At 61.0% G+C, this 20,751-nt stretch carries 17 protein-coding genes; 7 read left to right on the top strand and 10 right to left on the bottom strand.

Annotated features, from left to right (window positions below; all coding sequences use genetic code 11):
- Nucleotides 1–13: 13 nt before the first annotated feature.
- The 4 genes from ACLGL5_RS14560 to ACLGL5_RS14575 all read left to right on the top strand — a co-directional run bounded on the left by ACLGL5_RS14560 (nucleotide 14) and on the right by ACLGL5_RS14575 (nucleotide 4,298).
- A complete protein-coding gene (locus ACLGL5_RS14560) occupies nucleotides 14–517 on the top strand; it encodes a putative pterin-binding protein (protein ID WP_027047202.1) in 504 nt (167 codons plus the stop codon).
- Complete coding sequence (locus tag ACLGL5_RS14565; protein WP_069091373.1) at nucleotides 514–2,703, top strand: ATP-binding protein; 2,190 nt, start codon at nucleotides 514–516, stop codon at nucleotides 2,701–2,703. The genes ACLGL5_RS14560 and ACLGL5_RS14565 overlap by 4 nt, the downstream gene beginning before the upstream one ends.
- Nucleotides 2,704–2,705: 2 nt before the next feature.
- Nucleotides 2,706–3,779 (top strand): HD domain-containing phosphohydrolase, encoded by a 1,074-nt coding sequence (locus tag ACLGL5_RS14570; RefSeq protein WP_019860150.1) that lies wholly within the window; start codon nucleotides 2,706–2,708, stop codon nucleotides 3,777–3,779.
- A gap of 153 nt (nucleotides 3,780–3,932) precedes the next feature.
- A complete protein-coding gene (locus ACLGL5_RS14575) occupies nucleotides 3,933–4,298 on the top strand; it encodes a hypothetical protein (protein ID WP_027047201.1) in 366 nt (121 codons plus the stop codon).
- Nucleotides 4,299–4,514: 216 nt separating this feature from the next.
- Here ACLGL5_RS14575 and ACLGL5_RS14580 read toward each other — a convergent pair whose 3' ends face one another.
- The 3 genes from ACLGL5_RS14580 to ACLGL5_RS14590 all read right to left on the bottom strand — a co-directional run bounded on the left by ACLGL5_RS14580 (nucleotide 4,515) and on the right by ACLGL5_RS14590 (nucleotide 7,545).
- A complete protein-coding gene (locus ACLGL5_RS14580) occupies nucleotides 4,515–4,853 on the bottom strand; it encodes a DUF779 domain-containing protein (protein WP_010914203.1) in 339 nt (112 codons plus the stop codon).
- A gap of 67 nt (nucleotides 4,854–4,920) precedes the next feature.
- Nucleotides 4,921–6,438, bottom strand: coding sequence for an aldehyde dehydrogenase (gene adh / locus ACLGL5_RS14585; RefSeq protein WP_019860147.1), 1,518 nt, complete (start codon nucleotides 6,436–6,438; stop codon nucleotides 4,921–4,923).
- Nucleotides 6,439–6,582: 144 nt separating this feature from the next.
- Nucleotides 6,583–7,545: a GAF domain-containing protein gene (locus tag ACLGL5_RS14590; RefSeq protein ID WP_069091374.1), complete on the bottom strand. Its 963-nt coding sequence runs from the start codon at nucleotides 7,543–7,545 to the stop codon at nucleotides 6,583–6,585.
- A gap of 793 nt (nucleotides 7,546–8,338) precedes the next feature.
- On the opposite strand from ACLGL5_RS14590, the gene ACLGL5_RS14595 reads away from it, so the two are divergent.
- Both ACLGL5_RS14595 and ACLGL5_RS14600 read left to right on the top strand, forming a co-directional pair.
- Complete coding sequence (locus ACLGL5_RS14595; RefSeq protein ID WP_348628528.1) at nucleotides 8,339–9,169, top strand: aldo/keto reductase; 831 nt, start codon at nucleotides 8,339–8,341, stop codon at nucleotides 9,167–9,169.
- Between the two features lie 95 nt (nucleotides 9,170–9,264).
- Nucleotides 9,265–9,957 (top strand): N5-glutamine methyltransferase family protein, encoded by a 693-nt coding sequence (locus tag ACLGL5_RS14600; RefSeq protein WP_019860143.1) that lies wholly within the window; start codon nucleotides 9,265–9,267, stop codon nucleotides 9,955–9,957.
- Nucleotides 9,958–10,011: 54 nt separating this feature from the next.
- Here the strand turns inward: ACLGL5_RS14600 and ACLGL5_RS14605 are convergent, their stop codons facing one another.
- The 5 genes from ACLGL5_RS14605 to ACLGL5_RS14625 are packed head-to-tail and all read right to left on the bottom strand — an operon-like array spanning nucleotide 10,012 to nucleotide 17,647.
- Nucleotides 10,012–10,278, bottom strand: coding sequence for an acyl carrier protein (locus ACLGL5_RS14605; RefSeq protein WP_494372927.1), 267 nt, complete (start codon nucleotides 10,276–10,278; stop codon nucleotides 10,012–10,014).
- 55 nt (nucleotides 10,279–10,333) lie between these two features.
- Nucleotides 10,334–11,887, bottom strand: coding sequence for a class I adenylate-forming enzyme family protein (locus ACLGL5_RS14610; RefSeq protein ID WP_069091375.1), 1,554 nt, complete (start codon nucleotides 11,885–11,887; stop codon nucleotides 10,334–10,336).
- Entirely contained in the window at nucleotides 11,877–13,904 is a 2,028-nt protein-coding gene (asnB, locus tag ACLGL5_RS14615; protein WP_038644781.1) for an asparagine synthase (glutamine-hydrolyzing), read from the bottom strand. Before asnB ends, ACLGL5_RS14610 begins: the two co-directional genes overlap by 11 nt.
- 6 nt (nucleotides 13,905–13,910) lie before the next feature.
- Nucleotides 13,911–14,894 (bottom strand): NAD(+) synthase, encoded by a 984-nt coding sequence (nadE, locus tag ACLGL5_RS14620; protein WP_083246621.1) that lies wholly within the window; start codon nucleotides 14,892–14,894, stop codon nucleotides 13,911–13,913.
- Entirely contained in the window at nucleotides 14,891–17,647 is a 2,757-nt protein-coding gene (locus ACLGL5_RS14625) for a non-ribosomal peptide synthetase (RefSeq protein WP_069091376.1), read from the bottom strand. The genes nadE and ACLGL5_RS14625 overlap by 4 nt, the downstream gene beginning before the upstream one ends.
- Before the next feature lie 316 nt (nucleotides 17,648–17,963).
- Here ACLGL5_RS14625 and ACLGL5_RS14630 point away from each other — a divergent pair, with 316 nt between their 5' ends.
- Nucleotides 17,964–18,689: an AAA family ATPase gene (locus tag ACLGL5_RS14630; RefSeq protein ID WP_064986330.1), complete on the top strand. Its 726-nt coding sequence runs from the start codon at nucleotides 17,964–17,966 to the stop codon at nucleotides 18,687–18,689.
- 130 nt (nucleotides 18,690–18,819) lie between these two features.
- Here the strand turns inward: ACLGL5_RS14630 and ACLGL5_RS14635 are convergent, their stop codons facing one another.
- Nucleotides 18,820–19,032, bottom strand: coding sequence for a DUF768 domain-containing protein (locus ACLGL5_RS14635; protein WP_019860134.1), 213 nt, complete (start codon nucleotides 19,030–19,032; stop codon nucleotides 18,820–18,822).
- 117 nt (nucleotides 19,033–19,149) lie between these two features.
- Nucleotides 19,150–20,637, bottom strand: a complete 1,488-nt coding sequence (locus ACLGL5_RS14640; RefSeq protein ID WP_494372928.1) for a calcium-binding protein — start codon at nucleotides 20,635–20,637, stop codon at nucleotides 19,150–19,152.
- Nucleotides 20,638–20,751 lie beyond the last annotated feature (114 nt).

A 20,751-nucleotide genomic window follows, 5' to 3' on the forward strand; every position in this document is an offset into this window, starting at 1 on the left:
GAAAGGCTATCCGATGAAAATCCTGATCGTGGCGGCGCTGCTGGGCGCACTGCCTCTATCCAATGCCATGTGCGCCACGCTTGGAGCACCCAGGGGCGATGTCGTCCTGACGGTCACCGGTCACATCGACAACACCAACGCTGGAAACACCGCGACCTTTGACATTGCCATGCTGCAGGCACTTGCCGGCAGGCGGGCGAGCATGGAAACCCCCTGGACCGAGGGCGCCACCGAGTTCGATGGGCCATATCTGAAGGCCGTCCTCGATGCCGCCGGCGCCCATGGCAAGACGCTGCGGGTCAAAGCCCTCAACGACTACGCGGCCGACGTTCCGGTCGAGGATGCCACCGACTATGAGACGATCCTTGCACTCAAGATGAACGGCAAGCCGATGTCGGTTCGCGACAAGGGGCCCCTCTTCATGATCTACCCGTTCGACAAGAACCACGAACTCTACAACGAGAAATACTTCTCGCGTTCGGTGTGGCAGATCAAGGAAATCGAGGTCGTCGATTGAAGCCCGAGCTGATCGAGAGCCGGGAGGCCGTTCGGCGGGCCGGGAAGGCGACGCGATACCTGATCGCGGTCTCCGTGGGGCTGATGCTTGCGCTTGGGGGCGCCTTCGCCCATCTGGCCGCTAGGCAGAACACACTGCAGGATAGCATTCGCGAGGACGCCTTGTGGGCGGTCTACCAGCTGGATAGGGAAAGCCGGAGCCTCGCGCAGGCGATAGACCGGCTGACCAGCAAAAGCGCCGTCAGCGCCGAGGAGGTCAGGGCGCTCAATCTGCGCTATGACATCCTTTATTCGCGGCTCTCGATCCTCGACAATTCAAAATATGCCTCCTTCTTTGAAACCAACGAAACCTTCCGAGGCGTGCGTATGCAGGTGCGGGGTCTCGTCGTCGGACTTGAATCCGTCTTCGACCGCATAGCCGCCGACGGAGCGGTCGAGCATGCGACCTTGATCGGCGCCTCGGATACCCTTGTTCGCCTGCTGAAGGTCACGGAAGGCCTGCTCAGCTACACCAACGCCTCGGTTTCGGCCTCACGCGCCGATGCCCGCGACGAGGTGATGCGGCTGCAGCAGCTGTCGGCGCTGGTCGTCCTGGCGCTGGGCTGCTCGATCGGACTGCTGATCCTGAATCTCATGCGCCAGTTGCGCATCGTTCAGGTCACTAGCCGTCAGCTTGAGGCGACGGCGGACGAATTGTCGATGGCGTACCGTGCGGCCGAGGTTGGCAACCGCGCCAAGTCCGAATTCATGGCCACCGTCGGCCATGAGATCCGCACTCCACTCAATGCCATTCTCGGCATGTCCGAACTGCTCTCCCTTTCGCAACTCGCGCCGCGCGACATGGAGAGTGTGCGTATCATCACAAGCTCCGGTCAAGCCCTGCTCGAGGTCATCAATGAGATCCTCGACTTCGCCAAGATCGAACACGGCGACTTCGCCGCCGAAAGTGTTCCCTTCGACGCGCCGGCCATGTTGCGTGACGTCGCCAGGGTCATGGAGGGCAGGGCGGGCGAGCAGCGCGATCGCATCGAGATATCGAATGGCTGCGCGCATCATGGCGGATGGTACGTCGGCGATCCCACCCGGCTGCGGCGCGTGCTGCTCAATCTGTTGAGCAATGCGGTGAAATTCACCGAGAATGGCCTGATACGTCTCAGCATGGCGGAAAGCGAAGATGGGGCGCGGTTGCGCTTCCAGGTGTCCGACACCGGCATCGGAATCCCGCTGGAATCACGCCATCGCCTGTTCATGCCGTTCAGCCAGGTCGATGGCACGATCAGCAGACGCTTCGGGGGTACCGGCCTTGGGCTGGCCATCTGCAAGAAAGTGGTCGAGGGGCTCGGCGGCACGATCGGGGTCGACAGCAGCCTAGGGGTCGGGAGCTGCTTCTGGTTCGAGGTGCCGGCCAAGCGCAGCGATCCGCCCGTCGTCACCACGACGCGCGCCGTTGTGCTGCCATCATTCAACATCCTTGTGGTCGAGGACAATGCGGTGAACCGCGAGGTGGCGCAGCAGTTTCTCGAATTGCTGGGCCAACGCGCCGTTCTGGCCGCAGATGGGCGCGAAGGCGTTCGTCTGGCATCCGAATGGCAGTTCGATCTGATCCTCATGGACATGCAGATGCCGGTCATGGATGGGATCGAGGCCACCCGTACCATCAGGGCGGCGGGCAACAGGGTGCCGATCGTTGCGATGACGGCAAATGCGTCCGATGAAGATCGCAGACGCTGCATCGAGGCGGGCATGGACGGGTTCGAGGCCAAGCCGGTCACCATGGCGAGGCTCGGCCATCTGATTGACGGGCTCGCCGGAGCCGCCGGCCGAATGGCGCCTGTCATACCCCGCCTGGGCGGCGATGAAGCCGCTGACGGCGGAACTCCCATGGAACTGCGGACGCGCGAATTGATCGAGACTCTTGGACAGGATGCATTCCACAGATTGATGGATTCGTTTCTGGACGACTCCGCCGCGCTGCTTCGCGACCTGCATCGCGCAATGTCGAGCAGCGACCGGACGCTCGCCGACAGAACGCTCCATTCGCTCAAGGGCGCCGCTGCCAATCTGGGCCTGACGTCACTCGCGGCCTTGGCTGATGAGGGCCGCTGCCGACCACTCGACGTCAAGCTGACCAAGGATATCGAGCAGGAAGTTGCGCGGATCGACCGAAACGGCAGAAGGGCGGCGTAGTGATGAGCAACGAAAGCATCGGCATATTGATCGTCGAGGACAACCGCACCAACCGGATGCTGATGGAGATGCTGGTCGGCCAGATCCCGAACTGTGTTGTCACCAGCTATCCGGCGCCGGCGGATGTGCTGCGCGATCTGCCTTCGATCAGCTTCGACCTCGGCATCGTCGACTACCAGATGCCAGGCATCAACGGCATCGAGCTCATCGAACACATCCGCAGCGACCGACGGTTCGCCGACACGCCCTTCGTGATGGTGACGGCCGATGGCGACGCCAGCACGCGCATGGATGCCATCCATGCGGGCGCCATCGAATTTCTGCACAAGCCGATCGAGCCCGTGGAGTTCAAGGCTCGCACAAGAAACCTGGTGAGGCTGTGCGAGGCGCAGAAGGAGCTTGCCCACAGGGCGGAGTGGCTGAGGAGCGAGGTGGCAAAGGCCACGCTCGAACTGCGCCACCGCGAGGAAGAGATCATAAATCGCTTGACCCTCGCCGCCGGATACAAGGACCGGGAAACCGCCATGCACACGACCAGGATGGCGCACTACAGCGCCGTGCTAGCGAAACAGCTGGGATTTTCCCCCGAGCAATGCCGCGACATCCAGCTCGCGGCACCGATGCATGACATCGGCAAGGTGGGCATTCGCGATGCTATCCTCCTTAAACAGCAGAAGCTCAGCGATGCCGAGCGACAGCGGATGAACGAACACACACTGATCGGCAGCGCCATCCTCTCCGGATCGACATGCTCGCTGCTGAAACTGGCCGCCGAGATCGCTGAATCGCACCATGAGCGCTGGGACGGGGGTGGGTATCCAAACGGTCTCAAGGGCGAGGCAATTCCGCAGGTCGGACGCATCGCCGCGGTGGCCGATGTCTTCGATGCCCTCACCTCGGAGCGTCCTTACAAAGCCGCATGGCCTGTCGGCCGGGCATTCGACTACATCAAGGAACAATCCGAACGCCATTTCGACCCAGCCTGCGTCCAGGCACTGCTAGCGGCGTCCAAGGACATCCTCGAAGTGAAAGCCGCCTATCCAGACGATCCCGCCGAGAAGCGCTACATGGCTTGAAGTCGCATACAGGTGTCCAGCAACCGGGGCGCAGGTCTGCCAGTTCCCTCCTTGCCGGCTGCTTGATCCGACGCCTTTGCGCCAGATCAAAGCCCGACTGTCGTTTGTGTGCGAAACGCTCCGGAGAGGCGAGGGGGGAGCACACGCGACGTCATGTCTACCAACGGCATCAGCACAATGATCCATATGACGCTGGCCAGGGCCGTTCCCTATGTTACTGGCGCGCTGGCCGCCCATGGCTTCGACGTCGTTCAGTCCATTGGCATGAGGAGCCAAAAGCGGGCCGAAGACGGTTCCAGGATTTTCGGCTTCAGGGTGCTCGGAGTTTCCAATCGCGATATCGTCTTCCAAGGCGCCAACGGCACCGCCAACGCGATCTGGTGCAACGTGTTTCTGTCCGAGCACAGTGAAAACGCGGTCAAGGTCATGGCGGTGGATCCGCTGCCATCGGTAGCGGCGGCCGATCCATCGGCGATGAACATACGCCTGGCACTGTCCAAGGCTATACTAAGCCTTTAAGGCGCGACCGAGCCCGCAGATCTGCTTGGCGAACACCGTCTTCGTCCGAGAGCTGTCGATTTGCCCGCTGCTGTCGCAGGTGGCGGGTTCGGACTGGGAAGCCGCGCATGTGGGGACCGAAGCACGCGCCGCCTGCCGCCTGTCGGTTGTCCACGCGTCTGTTTTCTGGTGCGTCCTTTCACCGAGGCAAAGGGCAAGCAGCCCGATGCACCGACATCACATCTGAACGGCGCAGATCGTCGACCGCGTCAGGAATCGCTTCTCACGACCATTGTCGAGCGAGAACATGCCGCCGCGACCAGGCACCACGTCGATGATCAGATCGGTGTGCTTCCAGGCCTCGAATTGCGAAGCGCCGATGTAGAAGGGCGCGTCTTCGATGTGGCCGAGCAGTACATCGTGGTCGCCGACGATGAAGCCGGCGCGCGGATAGCACATGGGCGACGAGCCGTCGCAGCAGCCGCCGGATTGGTGGAACAGCACCGGCCCATGTTCGGCAACGATCTCCGCGATCAGTTCGAGGGCGGCCGGCGTCGCCGTGACCTTTGCGTGCATGGTCTTTCCGATCTCCAGTCTTGGGCGCGGCCCCTCGCGGAGTCGCGCCTGTGCGACAAAGAGCCGATCAGAAGAAGCCGAGCTTCTTCGGGCTATAGCTGACCAGCATGTTCTTGGTCTGCTGATAATGGTCGAGCATCATCTTGTGCGTCTCGCGGCCGATGCCGGACTGCTTGTAACCGCCGAAGGCCGCATGCGCGGGATAGGCGTGGTAGCAGTTGGTCCAGACGCGGCCGGCCTGGATCGCGCGGCCGAAGCGATAGGCGCGGTTGCCGTCACGGGTCCAGACGCCGGCGCCGAGCCCGTAGAGCGTGTCGTTGGCAATGCTGAGCGCTTCGTCGTCGTCCTTGAAGGTCGTGACCGAAACCACCGGTCCGAAAATCTCTTCCTGGAAGATGCGCATCTTGTTGTGGCCCCTGAACACGGTCGGCTTGACGTAATAGCCGCCCGCCAGGTCGCCAGGCAGAACATTGCGAGCACCGCCGGTCAGCACCTCGGCGCCTTCCTGGCGGCCGATGTCGATGTAGGACAGGATCTTTTCCAGCTGCTCGGACGAGGCCTGGGCGCCAATCATCGTCGCCGGGTCGAGCGGATCGCCCTGCACGATCGCTTCGACGCGCTTGAGGGCACGTTCCATGAACCTGTCGTAGATCGATTCATGGATGAGCGCACGGCTCGGGCAGGTGCAGACCTCACCCTGGTTCAGCGCGAACATGACGAAGCCTTCGATGGCCTTGTCGAAGAAATCGTCGTCCTCGGCGACAACGTCCTTGAAGAAGATGTTGGGCGACTTGCCGCCCAGTTCCAGTGTGACGGGGATGAGGTTCTGGCTGGCATACTGCATGATCAGCCGGCCCGTCGTGGTCTCGCCGGTAAAGGCGATCTTGGCGATGCGCGGCGACGACGCGAGTGGCTTGCCGGCCTCGAGGCCGAAGCCGTTGACGATGTTGAGCACGCCTGGCGGCAGCAGATCGCCGATAAGATCGGCCCAAAGCAGGATGGCGGCCGGTGTCTGCTCGGCGGGCTTCAGCACCACGCAGTTGCCGGCCGCAAGCGCGGGCGCAAGCTTCCAGCATGCCATCAGCAGCGGGAAGTTCCAGGGAATGATCTGGCCGACCACGCCGAGCGGCTCGTGGAAATGGTAGGCGACAGTGTCGTCGTCGATCTGCGAAAGGCTGCCTTCCTGGCCGCGCACGGCGCCGGCGAAATAGCGGAAATGGTCGATGGCCAGAGGCAGATCAGCCGCGGTCGTTTCCCGGATCGGTTTGCCGTTGTCCCAGGTTTCGGCGCAGGCGAGGAGATCGAGATTCTCCTCCATGCGGTCGGCGATGCGGTTGAGGATAAGCGACCGCTCGGCCACGCTGGTGCGTCCCCACGCGTCCTTGGCGGCATGGGCCGCATCCAGGGCCGCCTCGATGTCCTGGGCATCCGAGCGCGCCACCTCGCACAGCAGCTGGCCGTTCACCGGGGAGTGGTTATCGAAGTAGCGGCCGGAGCGAGGCTCGGTCCATTTGCCGCCGATGAAATTGCCGTAACGCTTGTCGAAAGGCGCCTTGACCGGGCGTGAGAATTCAACCTTGTTCATGTGTCTTCCTCCCAAAGCTGACGTCGCGGGATGCGACGCTTCGGAAGAGACTTGCGATTTATGCTGCCAATGTCACCGCCCCGGAGACAGCGGGCGGGCGGGATGTGTCGCAGAATTGCGACAGTCCTTTGAGGTTTCGACTGGTCAGTGCGACCTGTGTACATCCAGGCGATTGAGCTTGCGGTGAAGCGTCGCGCGGCTGATGCCAAGCGCCTGGGCTGCGGCCGAGATATTTCCGTCTGCCCGCGCGAGCGCTCGCTGCAGAACACCGCGCTCCGCCTCGGCAAGGACTTCGGGGCCAGCCCAGCCGAGCAGATCGGCCGCGGGCATCGGCTTGTCGAGGCACTGCTGGGTAATTCCAAGCGCAAGGCGAGCCGACCGGGTCGCGCCGACCACCAAATCGTCGGTATCTACAGCGATTAGAGCGCCGGAGCCTTTGTCGGCCACCGGCGCCAGCAAAATGCGCGCCTTGGGGAATGCCATTTTGAAGTTTTCTGCTTCGATCCGACGCGCCGCGTCGATAACGGCCAGCGAAATAAGGTTGGCAAAAGCTTCGGTCAGGTCAGCACGGCAGGAAGACACATCAAGCGCTGCCACCAGATCTCCCTGGTGATCGTAGATCGGAGCCGTGGTGCAGCTGAGCCCCGTATTGCGCGCATGGAAATGCTGGTCGCGGTGGATCGTCAGCGCGCGCTGTTCGACCAGACAGGTGCCGATACCGTTGGTGCCCTCGCTTTGTTCGTTCCAGACGGAGCCAGTCCACAAACCCCAGGAATGAAACGTTTCGTCATCCACGGGCGCGCCGCGCCGTTCGACCGGCACGCCGTCACGATCGGCGAGGAGGACACAGCACCCGACGCCGCCCACCGCAAGATAGAGCCGGTCCAGACTCGATTGGGCAGCCCGGACGAGTGGTTCGATGCGTTGTCGGGCCTGCCCCAGCTCAGTCTCCGTGAGGTAGCGTGGGGAACTGCAGTCGGCTGGATCGAGCCGGTGCAAATTGGAAGACCGTCGCCAGGACGCGACCAGCGCGGATTTCGCCGCCGCGTCCGAAGCGATCGCGGCCTGAATGCGGTCGGCATGATGACCGGATAGGTCCTCGCCCATGCTTCCTCCCAAGACCAGTCTTTCCTTCAACTAAATCAGGCTTTCCTTCAGCTCCTGGAACATCGCTGCTTCAAGACAAGGTCGCGCTGGTGCCATACCAGATTCGGCTTTCAGTCATGACACTGTCAATTCGACAGAAGAACCAGAGGAGGAGTCATCGAAGTGCGATATCCGGCCAAGCCATAGCCCTCCTCGCCGAGAACACTCTTTGCTCCTAGGCGTCCATCAGGTGGTTCAAAATCTAGCACAAAGAACCGGGCATTCATTGATCGAGAGCAAAGATCTGCTCATTATGGCCTGGTTGCCGAAATTACCGCCAAGGCATACAGATAACTGCCCTGCAGACGTCGCTGATCGATGTGGAACAATGCAGGAAGATTTCTGATCCCAATCCACGAAAAATCAACAGAATCAAAAATATAAATGTATCTTTCGCGCCTGAAAATATCTTTCAGGAGTGAGTTCCAATGGAGAAGCATCTGGCCAAACTATGCATGAAGTCACCTGGGGTTAAGATCCGAAACCCGCAGATATGCCATTTCATGCCGCCTTTTAATTGGGGAAGGATTCATGATTTTCTTACTTGTCTCTTGACAGAAAGATAAAAAATCATTCGACTGAGAAAACGGCGGCTTGGGGTGCCGATATCAAAAAGAGGCTTCGCCATGAAGCGGGTCTTTGTCGAAGCTATCGGCAGCAAGGTTTCAAGTATCGGTTTTGGCTGCGCTTCGCTTGGCTCTCGCATCGGAGTTCGCAAGGGCATCGAGACCTTGGAACGCGCTACGAAGCAGGGGTGACCTGGTACGACGTAGCGCCTTCTTATGGCGACGGCATGGCTGAATCGATCTGGGGTGAATTTGCGTCCAGGAAACGCGATCGCGTCTGTGTCTGCACCAAGGTTGGCATGCGCCCACCGAAGACCTCCGCCACCATGCGACTGCTGAAGCCGTTGTCGCGGATAGCTGTGGCGACGGTTCCGGCGCTTAAGCAGCATGCTTCAAGAGTGCGCCCCACGCCTTTCAAGGTGCCGCTGTCTGCGGCGTTGATAAGATCAAGTGTCGAGGAAAGCCTGGGGCGTCTTCGCACGGATTATGTCGACGTCCTCGCACTGCATCGTCCGACCGCCGAAGAGCTTGTTCGCGAGGATATCATCCGGGCCGTGGAGCGCGTGATTCAGGACGGGAAAGCCCGGGCCATCTCGGTCGCGGGAGATCTCGAGGCCGGAATGACGGCTCTCCAGGAATCGCTGCCTTATCGGTTCGTGCAGATTGCCAATACCCCGCTGGAGTCAAACCTCGCCAAGTTGAAGGCGCGCTCTCACCGGCACAGAACGTTCGTAACGCACGGGACATTCTCGGGCCTCAATCGAATCGTCGCGAAATTCAATGCGCGCAAGGAAATACTGGTCGCTCTTGGTGACCTCGGATACCACGGCAGTCCCACTGAAATTGCGATCGCATTTCTCGCCGATTACGCATTCGCAACGAATTCAGCCGGCGTCACCCTGGTCTCCATGTTCAAGAAGGAACACCTCGATTTCAATCTGCGGCGATTGAAGCACGATCCAACACCCGACCGCCTGAATGCCGTCATAGCCGCGCTCGACATGGGTGTGGAAGACTGATCGGTTGGCAGCTTGCCGGGTTATCCAACGACAGGTTTGACTGGCGCAGGAATGCCGAACAGCTATACTGGGAAGATCAAACCAGTGGGGTCGCCATGAGCAAAGAGTTCAGTGTCGCCGACGCCTATGGTACGGGCCGCGCCATCTTCATGGGACTTGAGTTGCTCGTCGCGCCCGGTGCGCTCGTCCCCCGGCCAGAGACGGAATTGCTGGGCACGACGGCCCTTGGTGTTTTGCATCAAATGAACCTGCCGGCGCCGCGCATCGTCGACATGTGCTGCGGCACTGGCAATCTGGCGTGTGCCATCGCCCACCACATTCCCACCGCACGTGTCTGGGCGAGCGACCTCACCGATGGATGCGTCGACGTGGCGCGCCGCAACGCCGCCCATCACGGCATGGCTGACCGCGTTTCGGTGCTTCAGGGCGACTTGTTCGACGCTCTCTCGGGCCTCGGGCTCGACGGGACGATCGACGTGATCGTCTGCAATCCGCCCTACATTTCGGAAAAGCGGCTAGAGGGCGACCGAGCGCATCTGGTCGAACTCGAGCCGCGCGAAGCGTTCGCGGCCGGCCCTTACGGCCTGAGCATCCACATGCGGGTGATGAAGGACGCGCCACGATACTTGCGGCCTGGCGGCACCCTGCTCTTCGAGGTCGGCCTTGGCCAGGACCGGCAGGTGATGGGACTGCTGGAGCGCAGCAAGGCATACGAGAACATCCGCGCTGTGTCGAATGAAGCGGGCGAGGGCCGGGTGGTTCTGGGACAAGCCAAGGCGCAGGCATGAGCGTGCCGAAAGCCAGAGCAATTGCGCGAACCGGTCCGGGCTTTGCGCCGGCAATCAGTTCATCTTGCGGATGATGTATTGCTCGATCCCTTGAATGGAATCGAGGTTTTCAGGCAAGAGCTCGCTGTCTTCCACGATGATGCCAAAGGTCTCCTCGATGAAGCCGATAATCTCAAGCACTCCCGTCGAGTTGACGATGCCTTGATCGAGCAAGGACGTGTCGTTCATCAATGTCTTCACGTCGCTCACGTAGAAATTCGAAACCAGGAAACTGCGGATCTGCTCGCTGTAGATTCCGGTGCGGTCCTTGATCGTCAACATGAATTCGCCCTCTGTAAGACACCATAAATTAAGCGACCTCGTCCCCGAGCCCACCTCATGACAAAGCTGTTTTCTTGAGTTTGCCGGTATCCGTCATCGGCAGGCTGGCCACAACGACGATGGACTTCGGAACCATGAAGTTTTCCAGTCGTTTCTGGCATTCCATCTGCAGCTGTTTTTCGCCGATGGTTCTTCCATTCTCCATCACGACGAACGCCTTCACGGCCTGCCCAAGGAGTTCGTCGGGAACACCGATGACCGCTGCTTCCCGGACACCGGGAATATCCATAAGGGCGTTCTCCACTTCCTTCGGCGCCACCTTCTCGCCTCGCGACTTTATGATCTCGTCACCACGGCCGACGAAGTAGAGGTAGCCCTCCGCGTCCATCCGGCAGTAGTCGCCGGTGTATAGGACCTGCTCGCCGGGCAGCGGGCCGGGTTTGAGCTTCCTGGCCGTCGCTTCGGGCTTGCCCCAGTATCCCTTCATCACTGTCGCGCCGCGAATGACGAGCTGGCCGACGACGCCGGCGGCGACCCGCCTGTCATGTTCGTCAACGATCCACATTTCCGTGTTCGGGATCGCAATCCCGACGCTCAACGGCTTTCGCGCGAGATCCTCCGGCGGCAAATAGGTGCAACGCTTGCATTCGGTGAGGCCGTACATCGAATAGATGCGTGCGCTCGAAAACAGCTCCCGAAGCATGAGAATATGCTTGAGAGGCAGGGCCGCCGCGGTGTTCGTCACGTAGCGAATGCTTGAGAAATCCTGGTCCTTGAGGGACTTGAGCTCGGAGAGTGCCGCAAAGATGGTCGGCACGCCGGGAAAACCCGTAACCCCTTCTTGCCTGATCAGCCCAAGGACCTGCGCCGGGAAGGCGAACGAACGTTCGAGCACCAGCCGGGCCCCGGTGCGAAACGCCATGATCATCTGGTACAGGCCGTAATCGAAGGCGAGGGGCAGGACATTGAGGATCACCTCGTCCTCGGCAAGCTCGAGGTAGGAAGCGATCGACGTGCATGCGGTAATCATGTTCCTGTGCGTCAGCATCACGCCCTTGGGTTCCCCTGTCGAGCCGGACGTGTAGATGATGGCGGCAAGATCGATATCGATGCAGCGCCGCGCCGGCGGCTTGGCGCTGGCGGCGACCGCGATGTCCCAGCGTACGGCTTGCGGCAATCGGGAGAGCTCGTCGTCATCGATCGATCCGGAAACGATCGTCCGCAGAAGTGACGGGCAGCTGCGCGCCGGTTCGCGGAAGATCGAGTGCAGATGCGCGTCCGTGATCAGCGCCGCGGGTAGGCAGTCGTTGAGCAGATAGTCAAGCTTGTCGCTCTTGGTCAGCGGGTTCACGATGCACACCACCGCATTCGCCTTGAGCACCGCCCAGAAGCTCACCACCGTCTCGACGGTGTTGTCGGCGAAGATCATCACGCGGTCGCCGCGCCCGACCCCTGATGCGGCCAAATCTGTGGCGACTGCATTGGCGCGCGCCTCGAGCTCGCCATAGGTGACACGTTGCTTGCCGCACACCAGCGCCACCTTGTCGCCGAGCCGGCCGGCGGAGTGGGCGAGGTAGTCATGCAGCAGGGGTACGGCATCATGCAACATGCAAGCGCTCCTCCCGATGTTCGCGGTCGACGTCGACGCTGAGTCCACGCACGTGGGTTGCACTGGGACAGCTCGCGACAAACTGCTGGTGAAGGAGCTGGGTCGACAGCACGCCGACAAGCGCCATGTTGTCGGCATTGGAAAGATCACCGTCACCGGTCCTGGCCTGGCACTTGTCGAGCAGCCGTGTGACCGAAGCCGGATCGAAAACATTCGCCTTGCGTATAGCCGTCTCCGAAAGCGCTTCGCGAATGTACTCCGGTGCGGCGTCGGCAGCGAAGCAAAGCGCATTGGGTGCCCGGAATGGCTGCTTCTTGCGGGTTACGATCTCGGAGGGCACGATTGGCTCCGCCACGCGTTTCAGCACGTGCTTCTCATCGAGGACACGCAGCTTGTAGGAAGGCGGAAGTGAATTGGCGAGCCTCACAAGTTCATCGTCCAGGAATGGGAAGCGTCCCTCGACGGAGTTAGCCATCAGCATCCTGTCGCCCTGCGAGGAAAGCAGATAGCCCGACATCAACGTCTGGACCTCAAGATACTGGTCCTGCGCAAGAGGGCTCCAGCGCGAAAACGCCTCGGGCAGACGGCCAAGCAACTCCGACACGGCGTCGCGGCGCTGGGATTCGGCGCGCAGATCCGCGGAGAACAGGCGCTTGATGGCGCCGGTGCTGCGCCAGCGCGTATCATGGGCAAAGCCGGGCGCCTCATAGGCCTCGATCCCGCGCCCGAAAAACTGGCGCGCCATCGCTTGCTGTTGCACCGGCGAGCGGGTGAGATACGGGTAAAGCCGCTCCAGGAGGCGTGAGCGTCGTGTCGACGTCGGCTGGCGTCCCCAGAATCGGCGGACCTTGGCTTCGCGGAACAGGTCGTAGCCGGCGAACATTTCGTCGGCACCCTCGCCGGTCAGCACGACCTTGATGCCACGCTCGCGCACCAGCCTCGACAGCAGGAACAGCGGCGCCGGGGCGGTCCTCAGTATCGGGCGCTCGGTGTGGTAGATCACCTCAGGAAAGATTGCCGCGATATCGCCGCGCGAAACCACCACCTCGTGGTGTTCGCTGCCGGTTGCTTCGGCAACCAGCCGCTGGAAGCGGGTCTCGTCATATTCGGCGTCGGCAAAACGCAAGGAGAAGGTCTGGAAGCGTCGGCCGGCGAAGCGCCTTCCCAGTGTCGCCACAAGCGAGCTGTCCAGCCCTCCCGAGAGGTAACACCCCACAGGCACGTCGGCGCGCACCATTCGAAGTGCCGTCGCGGCTTCGAGGGCGCCACGCACGCGGTCCACCGCGTCATCGCACGACCCGGTGAACTCGCCCTGCAGCGCTCCAATATTCTCGGGGTAGGAAGGCTGCCAAAAGACCTGCTCGCGAACAGTGCCATCCTGGTAGATGCGGACATGCCCGGGCACGAGCTCGTGGATTCCCTGAAATACCCCCTGCGGTGGAACGACCGTCCAGAGCGTGAAGGTCTGATCGAGGCCGGCAGGATCAAACGCGCGGGGGATGGTTGGATCGGCGGCGAAAATGGCCTTCACTTCACTGGCGAAATAAAGGCGGCCCGCATGCTCGCAAAAATGCAGGGGGCAAATGCCGAACCGGTCGCGCGACAGGACGAGACGACCTGCTATTGAGTCCCAGATTGCGATCGCCCATTGGCCGTTCATCCGCTCGAAGGCCGCTTCGCCCCACGCGCGATACGCATGCAGCGCGACCTCGGTGTCGCTGCGGGTTCGGAAGCGGTGGCCGAGCGCAATCAGCTTTTCCCGCAGCTCGACATAGTTGAATATCTCGCCGTTGAACACGATCCAGGTCGTATCGCCTGTGTCCGCAAGCGGCTGCTGGCCGCTGGAAAGATCGACGACGGACAGGCGGGCATGCGCCAGCCCCGCGCGTTTGTCCCGGTAAAGGCCGCGCTCGTCCGGACCTCTGTGCGAGAGCGTGCCCACCATTCTCATCAGCGCCTCGCGTGAAGGAGAAGCCGCCGCGGCGTTCAGGGCCACAATTCCAGCGATGCCGCACATTCCCGCTCAATCCTCGCCAATTTCCACGGAGAGCAAAGGCCGTGCGTGAAGATAGTGGGCGGCCCGCCGTTTCGCGTCGATGTCCTTGAAAACCTTCTGCAGCTGGGGCTCGGTGAGGCCGGCAACCGCCGCGACCTCGTCGTTGGCGATCCCTTGGTTCAGGCCGTAGAGGCATAGATCCATCAGATGATAGGGCAGCGCGAAGTAGAACTCCTCCTGGCTTTGCGCCATGGAGAATGTGTCGGTGGTCGGTGCCCGCTGGCGGATTTCCTCGTCCACGCCGAGATATTCCGCGAGCTGGTAAACCTGGGTTTTGTAAAGGTGGACGATCGGCATCACGTCGGCGGTTCCGTCACCCTGCTTGACGAAGAACCCCTGGTCGTACTCAAGACGATTTGGTGTCCCCGCAACCGCATATTTGAGGCGGTCGGCGTGGTAGTATTCCGTCATCTTGCGCAGACGCTGCTTATAGTTGGTTGCGGCGACGATCTGCAGATAGGCAGCAGGCGACAGACGCACCGTGTCGACCTTGCCCTCCGGATCCTGGACGGTGAGCCGGGTGATGTTGAGGCCGTTGCTCTCGAGAACCGGTTCGATCACCAGCTTGCATTTCCAGCCGTCCCCGTAGTCGGGAACGACGGTCCGGATCGCCTCGATCTGCCGACGGTAGGCGCCGACGGCCTCCACTGCCGGGCCTATGTCTTCCAGGATATTCTCAATGCCAAGCTGTGACGCGACCCGGCGGCCAAGTCTCAGGGAGTCGCCGGAGGAATCGCGCTCCGGCATGAACAGGCCCAAGACCTTGTCCTTGCCGAACGCCCGTGTGCACAGGGTCGCGACGACGGAGCTGTCGATGCCGCCGGAAAGGCCGACAACCACTCCGCGACGGCGGAGCGTGCCAAGAACCTGCTTGCGCAAGGTGTCAACAATTCGATCGACCTCCGCACGAGCATCGAGCACCAGCATGTCCTTGCTGAAATGTGAGATCACGTCGATGACAGATCCTCCCTTTTGCGAGACTCGGCCGGGGAGTAGGTCTGCACGACGGCCGTCTCGATGAGCGGGCGGTTGGTGGCAAGATTGGGCTCTATGACAAGGTCGATGTGGTTGCCGATGATCGGAACCACGTCCAAATGTGCCAGAGCACTTTCCCAGCCCAGGGCCCGAGGCATTCCCTCCCGACGGCATCGGAACAAGGTGCCGGAGATGGGCAGGGCCGGTTTGGGTGCCGCGAGCCACTGGAAGAAAGACTGCGCCCGCAAGACTTCCTGCAGTTCCAGTTTGGTTCTGAAGCTTGTCGGGCTGAACTCTCCCTTGCCAAAGCGGTCGAGAATCCTGGCGAGATACGCCTCGCAACCCATGGCGACGGTGATCTTGGCAAGAGCTCGGCAAGCCATCCGGTGGGCGGATATGCGATTGGTGCGAATGCGATGGAACGTGCGGGTAAGTGTTTCCCAATGGTTGCTCGGCTCGTCCAGAAGGCTCGTATCGAGGATACCCAAAAACCTTACCGATCGACCGGCCGCCAGAAGCCGCGCCGCGACCTCGAACGCAACCGCGCCACCAAGCGAATGGCCGAGAAGTCGCACAGGGCCGTCAGGCTGGGCGCGGTCTATCTGCTCGAGTGCGGCGGCAGCCATGGCAGAGAGACTGTTACGTCCGTCCAATATCGCAGCGAGGCCAGGATATCGAATGGGGTTCACCCGGGCGACTTTGCCCATGGCGGCTGCGAACGCAGCCAGGCTCGGACCATAACCGACGGACCCTGGAAACAGGAAAAGAACCGGAGGGTGATGCTTCTTGGCGTGTCGTTCGCCCGCCTGTGCGGATACGACAGCCTCAACCATCTCGTCGAAGCTCATACCGACGGTGAAGGCCTCGAGGCCGAGCTCTTGCCCTATGGCGCTCTCGATCGCCATGACGCAATGCAGCAGCTGCAGCGAATCTCCCCCCGCCTCATCCCAATTTCCAGCCGCAGCGCCCGTGTTGAGAACCTGCATCCACGCGTGCTGCACCATTTGCCTTGTATTCAGTTGGCCTCCTGTGGGGAGCGGTCGGGCAGCGGGCGGCTGGACGGCTGGCGCGGTCTTTCTCTCCGTACGATCCATTTCGGTGAGCGTTGCCAGGTCAACCTTGCCTCCCGGCAAGCGTGGGATCTCCGCGATGGTGTGCAACCGCAAGGGACGCAGCGGCGCCGGCAACGTCGTTCTGACGAGCTGACGAAGCTCCTCCGCGAAAGCAGCCCCGGCGAAGCGCTTTGCAACCGCGAATGCAATGAGTTCCTCGGCCGGCGTCACGATTGCCACGGCATCCGCCACCGAAGGCGCGCAACGCAGGACCCGTTCGAGCTCGGCGGGCTCGACGCGTCGACCATTGATCTTGATCTGGCGCCCCTTGCGGCCGACGATGCGCAACAGGCCATCATCGTCCAGCCGAACGAGGTCGCCCGTCGCAAAAACCCGCACACCGGGATCGTCCGGGTCCGGCCGCGCGGGAATGACGACGCCGTTCTCCCAATAACCAAGCAGAACATAGGGGCTTCTGATCAGAAGCTCTCCACTCTCGCCTGGCCCGACATCGTGTCCTGCTTCGTCGACAATGGCGAATGCCATCCCGGGAAGCAGCCTGCCGACGGGGATCGATGCGTCTTGCTCCGGCCAATCCTGCGGCAGGAACCATTGCGAGCCGGTGGTCTCGGTTGACGAGTAGCCGATCTGGATCAGGCACTGGTCCGAAACGGCTTTGCGCAGCAAGGCGATGTCCGTCCACGATACCTTCTCGCCACCGATCCGGGCCACTCTGAGCGACTGGAAAGCGTCAGGAGGGGCGTCGGTCAACAGTGCTCGAAGCAGCGCCGGCACAAGATAGGCGATCGTCACACCTTCGGCTTGAACCCGAGCACGGACTGCGCGGAGGCCGACCGCCTCCACCTCGAGAAGGTGCAACGTGGCGCCCGTCAGCAGTGCGGTAAAAATCTCCCGGCAACCGGCAATCGTGGCAGGCCCGGTCAGCGGCAGGAAAACGTCATCCGCGTTGATATGGCACGCGTCGACATATTGCCGGACCCGCCACAGCAGGCTGCGTTGGCTGTTGACGATGCCTTTGGGGCGTCCTGTGCTGCCTGATGTGTAAAGCACCATTGCGGGCGCATCGACGGAAACCGAAGGGAGCTGTGGCTGCTGTGATGCCTGTTGACCGTTCTGCGCGACGCCAGCCGCAATATCGATCCATAGGACTTCCTGCGGCAAATCGATTGGGCGAACGTTTCCAGCGCCTATAATGGCGCCGAGGCGTGCGGCATTCACAATCTCGATGATCCGAGAGCCCGGATCTCTCATGTTGAGCGGAACCGAAGGCCGCCCGGCCGCCATACTCGCCAGTATCGCCACAGCGTACCAGGCCGAGTTGGCCTGAAGGATTCCGACCGCCTGTCCTTCGGGAACGACGGCAGCGATACGGTACGACAATGTCTCGACAGCCCTGAAAAGCTCGGAATAAGTCAGGCGATTGACGCCGTCGCCGATCGCGAGCTTGTCGGGATATTGCCTTGCGACGTTTCTAAGGTGATCGAAGACGGGAATGTCAGCAAAACCGGCGCCCATCCGCTGATAGCGGCGCCAGAGGAGTTCCCCTTCGTCAAGAGCATATTCGGGAATATCTGACCATCCGCGGGTCGTCGTCGGTCGACAATCCACCCGCAGGTCTTGATTCACCGCTTCAGACTGCAAATACGCTGAAGACATTCAGGGCCCCACCAAGCTGAACGTCGACCATCACTCGCCACCGAAATCTTTTCATCAATCATTCGGATGATGCCTCAATCTTGATCAGACAGCGCTTTCCCGCCCCCGGCCTCGAGGAAGTTCTCCAATTCCCCTTCAGGAACGGCCGGTCCGCCCGGAGGTCCCCGATCTTGAGACGCTTGCCAAGGGCCAATCCCGCGTGCCTCCGGCATATATGAAAGGTCATTCAAACGAACGTTGGTGTGGCTCGTAATCCGGCTAATCTTTGACATGCAGGCGAATGACTGCTTGCTCGGAGACATTTGGGCATTGCGTGATGATCATCGAGTTGTTTGGGCCGCCTGGTGCAGGCAAGACCACACTTCTTCGCGGCCTCTGCCAGGGGATGGCGAAACACGGCATCAACGTGAAGACAGTGAACGGGTATCGCCTGATTGAATATGGGTCGGCCCAGGAAGATGGTCCGGAAGTACGCCATGGCATTGGGCGCATTGGCAAAAAGATTGCCACCTCCGGCCCAGTCTTGCTGTCGACCCTGCCGAAGGATGGTGTCGCGGCGCGGCTTCTGGCGTCAATCCCACTACGAAGCCGCACATGGTCATGGCGCATGAAGGTCGATATCGCCCTGCTGTGCGAGTCATGGCGTCAAGCGCAGCAATCGGAAGGTTATTTCATTTTCGAAGAGGGCCTAATCCAGGCTTTATGCGCGCTGGTTGTGCTGGCGCGAACTCCAAGCATTGACGTGGTTCGTGACTGCCTGGCGTTCATGCCGCGACCAGACCTCCTTATCCAGATCGATGCGCCGCAGGAAACGCTGCGCCGCCGTCTTATGGATCGGCATGCGCAGCAACCGCTCCTGGAGGTCCTCCTGTTCGAACTCGGCGTGGACAGGGGCTTGAGGCAGGCCGATATCTCAAGGGAGATCGGCAAGTGCTTGCGCCAGGATGGATGGCCCTTGATACAAGTCAACGGTGCTGAACCTCACGACCTCGACAAGATCATCGCGCGAGTCTTGGAAGAGTACGAGACCGTCCCGGGTTGACCAAGGCGATAAAAGCCAAAAACACTGGCTTGGCTGGTAATCATGAAGTGGTGGGGACCTCACTTCGGCCGAGCAGCAGGCGTGTTGGCCGTGGACCTGTGCGACGTTGTCAATGCAACTGGCCGCGCAATCATTTCGTATCGCGTTGGTCGAGCACTTCAAGCATGGTGGTCAACATGCTTCCGACTTCTTCCGAGATTTCCTCGGGGCGAATTCCCGCCTTGATGGCGTCCGCCGTCACTTGCTCGGCGAGTTTGGCCGCAAGGGTCGGGTCGGATTTCGAATAGGGCGGCACATTATCCTCCACCCATTTCTGCAGGAATTCGATGCCGCGAGTGCTCATGATGGACCAATGCTCGTTGGAGCGGTTCGTTCCATCAAAGTATTTCACCGAAGTATATTGAGGTATATTCAAGAAAACGTCAGACCCTTGTGATCAGGGTCTGACGTTTCCCAAGGCTCACGCTACGATGAACGAGGACGCAGTCAAAGACAGATGCTGAGACAGGGTGGCAAACTGGATCTGATGTGCGCCACCCTCGCCGTCGCTGTCGAAAGACAGGGCGCCGGTCGAACTGTTATAGATGACGTGATCGCCGCTGTCGTGCGCACCCCTGCCTTCGTGGAACGCCGAGGTGGGAAGGGCGCCCGCTTGAAGGCCGGTAAACACATTGTGGTCGAGCACGATCTTGTCCTGGGTCACATTAAAATCGGTGATCTTGTCGACATTGCCGGTCTTGAGGGCGGCATTGAAGAAAAAGAAGTCCTTGCCCCCATTTCCCGTCAGCACGTCTTTCCCGCCACCGCCGTTGATGACGTTGCTGCCGGCATTTCCGTCTATGGTTTGGGAGAACTCGTTTCCCTTGAGGTTCATGGTCGTAGTGCCGGACTTGCTTGTGGTGGCGAGGTGCTCGATCTCCGAGCCGGCCGACAGCGCATAACTCACCGATGCCAGCACAGTATCGTTGCCGCCGCCCAACAGTTCCACCACCTTGTCGCCGACGTTGTTGACATAGTAGGTGTCGTTGTAGCCGCCACCGATCATCGTATCTACGCCGGTGGTGCTGTGAAACACATCCGCGCCGCCCGTGCCGTAGAAAGTGTGATCGCTGCTCGAAGGCACGGTACTGGTTGGGGGCACCGTGCTGGGAGGGGGCACAGTGCTGGTGGGCGGAGTTGTTTCGCCGGTCGAAGGCACGCTGGTGGTGCTCTGATTGTGCTGAAGGAAGAGGGCCTGCAGCGCCGGCAAATCGCCAAGCGCGGTGTCACCCTGTTGAGAGCCCCATGCATAGGCATAGTCGAAGGCGGGCGATGGCGCAACCTTGGCCCAGTGGTCCAGCATGGTCTGCTCCTGGGCGACGCTGGGAAGGACATATTGGCCGCCCGTATCGGTGGTGTAGTTGCCGCCGCCGAACGTCTGATAAACCGGAACGATCTGGCTGAGCGGAACGCCAGAGGCGACCGCCGCGGCCACGGTCCTGTCGATCATATTGTAGTCGACGGTGCTTGTGCCGGTGCGCACCGGGTAGGGATCCACGCCGTAATAGTCGATATGCGTGTTGGCGGGATTGAAAGTGTTTGAAAAATCGGGATCAGCCGAAGACCCCATGTTCATCATGGTGATGAAGGTCTTGGCGCCGGGCAGGTGGGTGTGGATCCAGTCGGATTCCGCCTTCAGATTGTCGGCTGTGGCATAGGTTCCCCATTTGCCCGTGGGATCGGGCTCGTCGACGAGGAAGAAGCCGAACACCTTCGGGTTGCCGATGAAGGGCGTGACTTTGTCAATGAAAGACGAGGTTGCGCCATTGGCTTCATCCAGCCAAACCAGACCTTTCGTGCCAGCCGGCAAGGCGTTGAGTTCGTCCACGGATGAAACGTCGACAAGATTGAACCCGGCGGTTGCGACCTCGGAGGCCGACCCACCCGAGGCATAGTGGAGGGTTGTCATGCAAATATCCTTACGTCCGATTCGGTGGTGCCCCATGCCTGCCTATTGGAAAGGATATATTAGGGCCAAATCAAATACCGGCGCCCATTGATAGAATCGTTGATCATGGCAAGG

This window comes from Mesorhizobium sp. U510 (genome assembly GCF_059180695.1).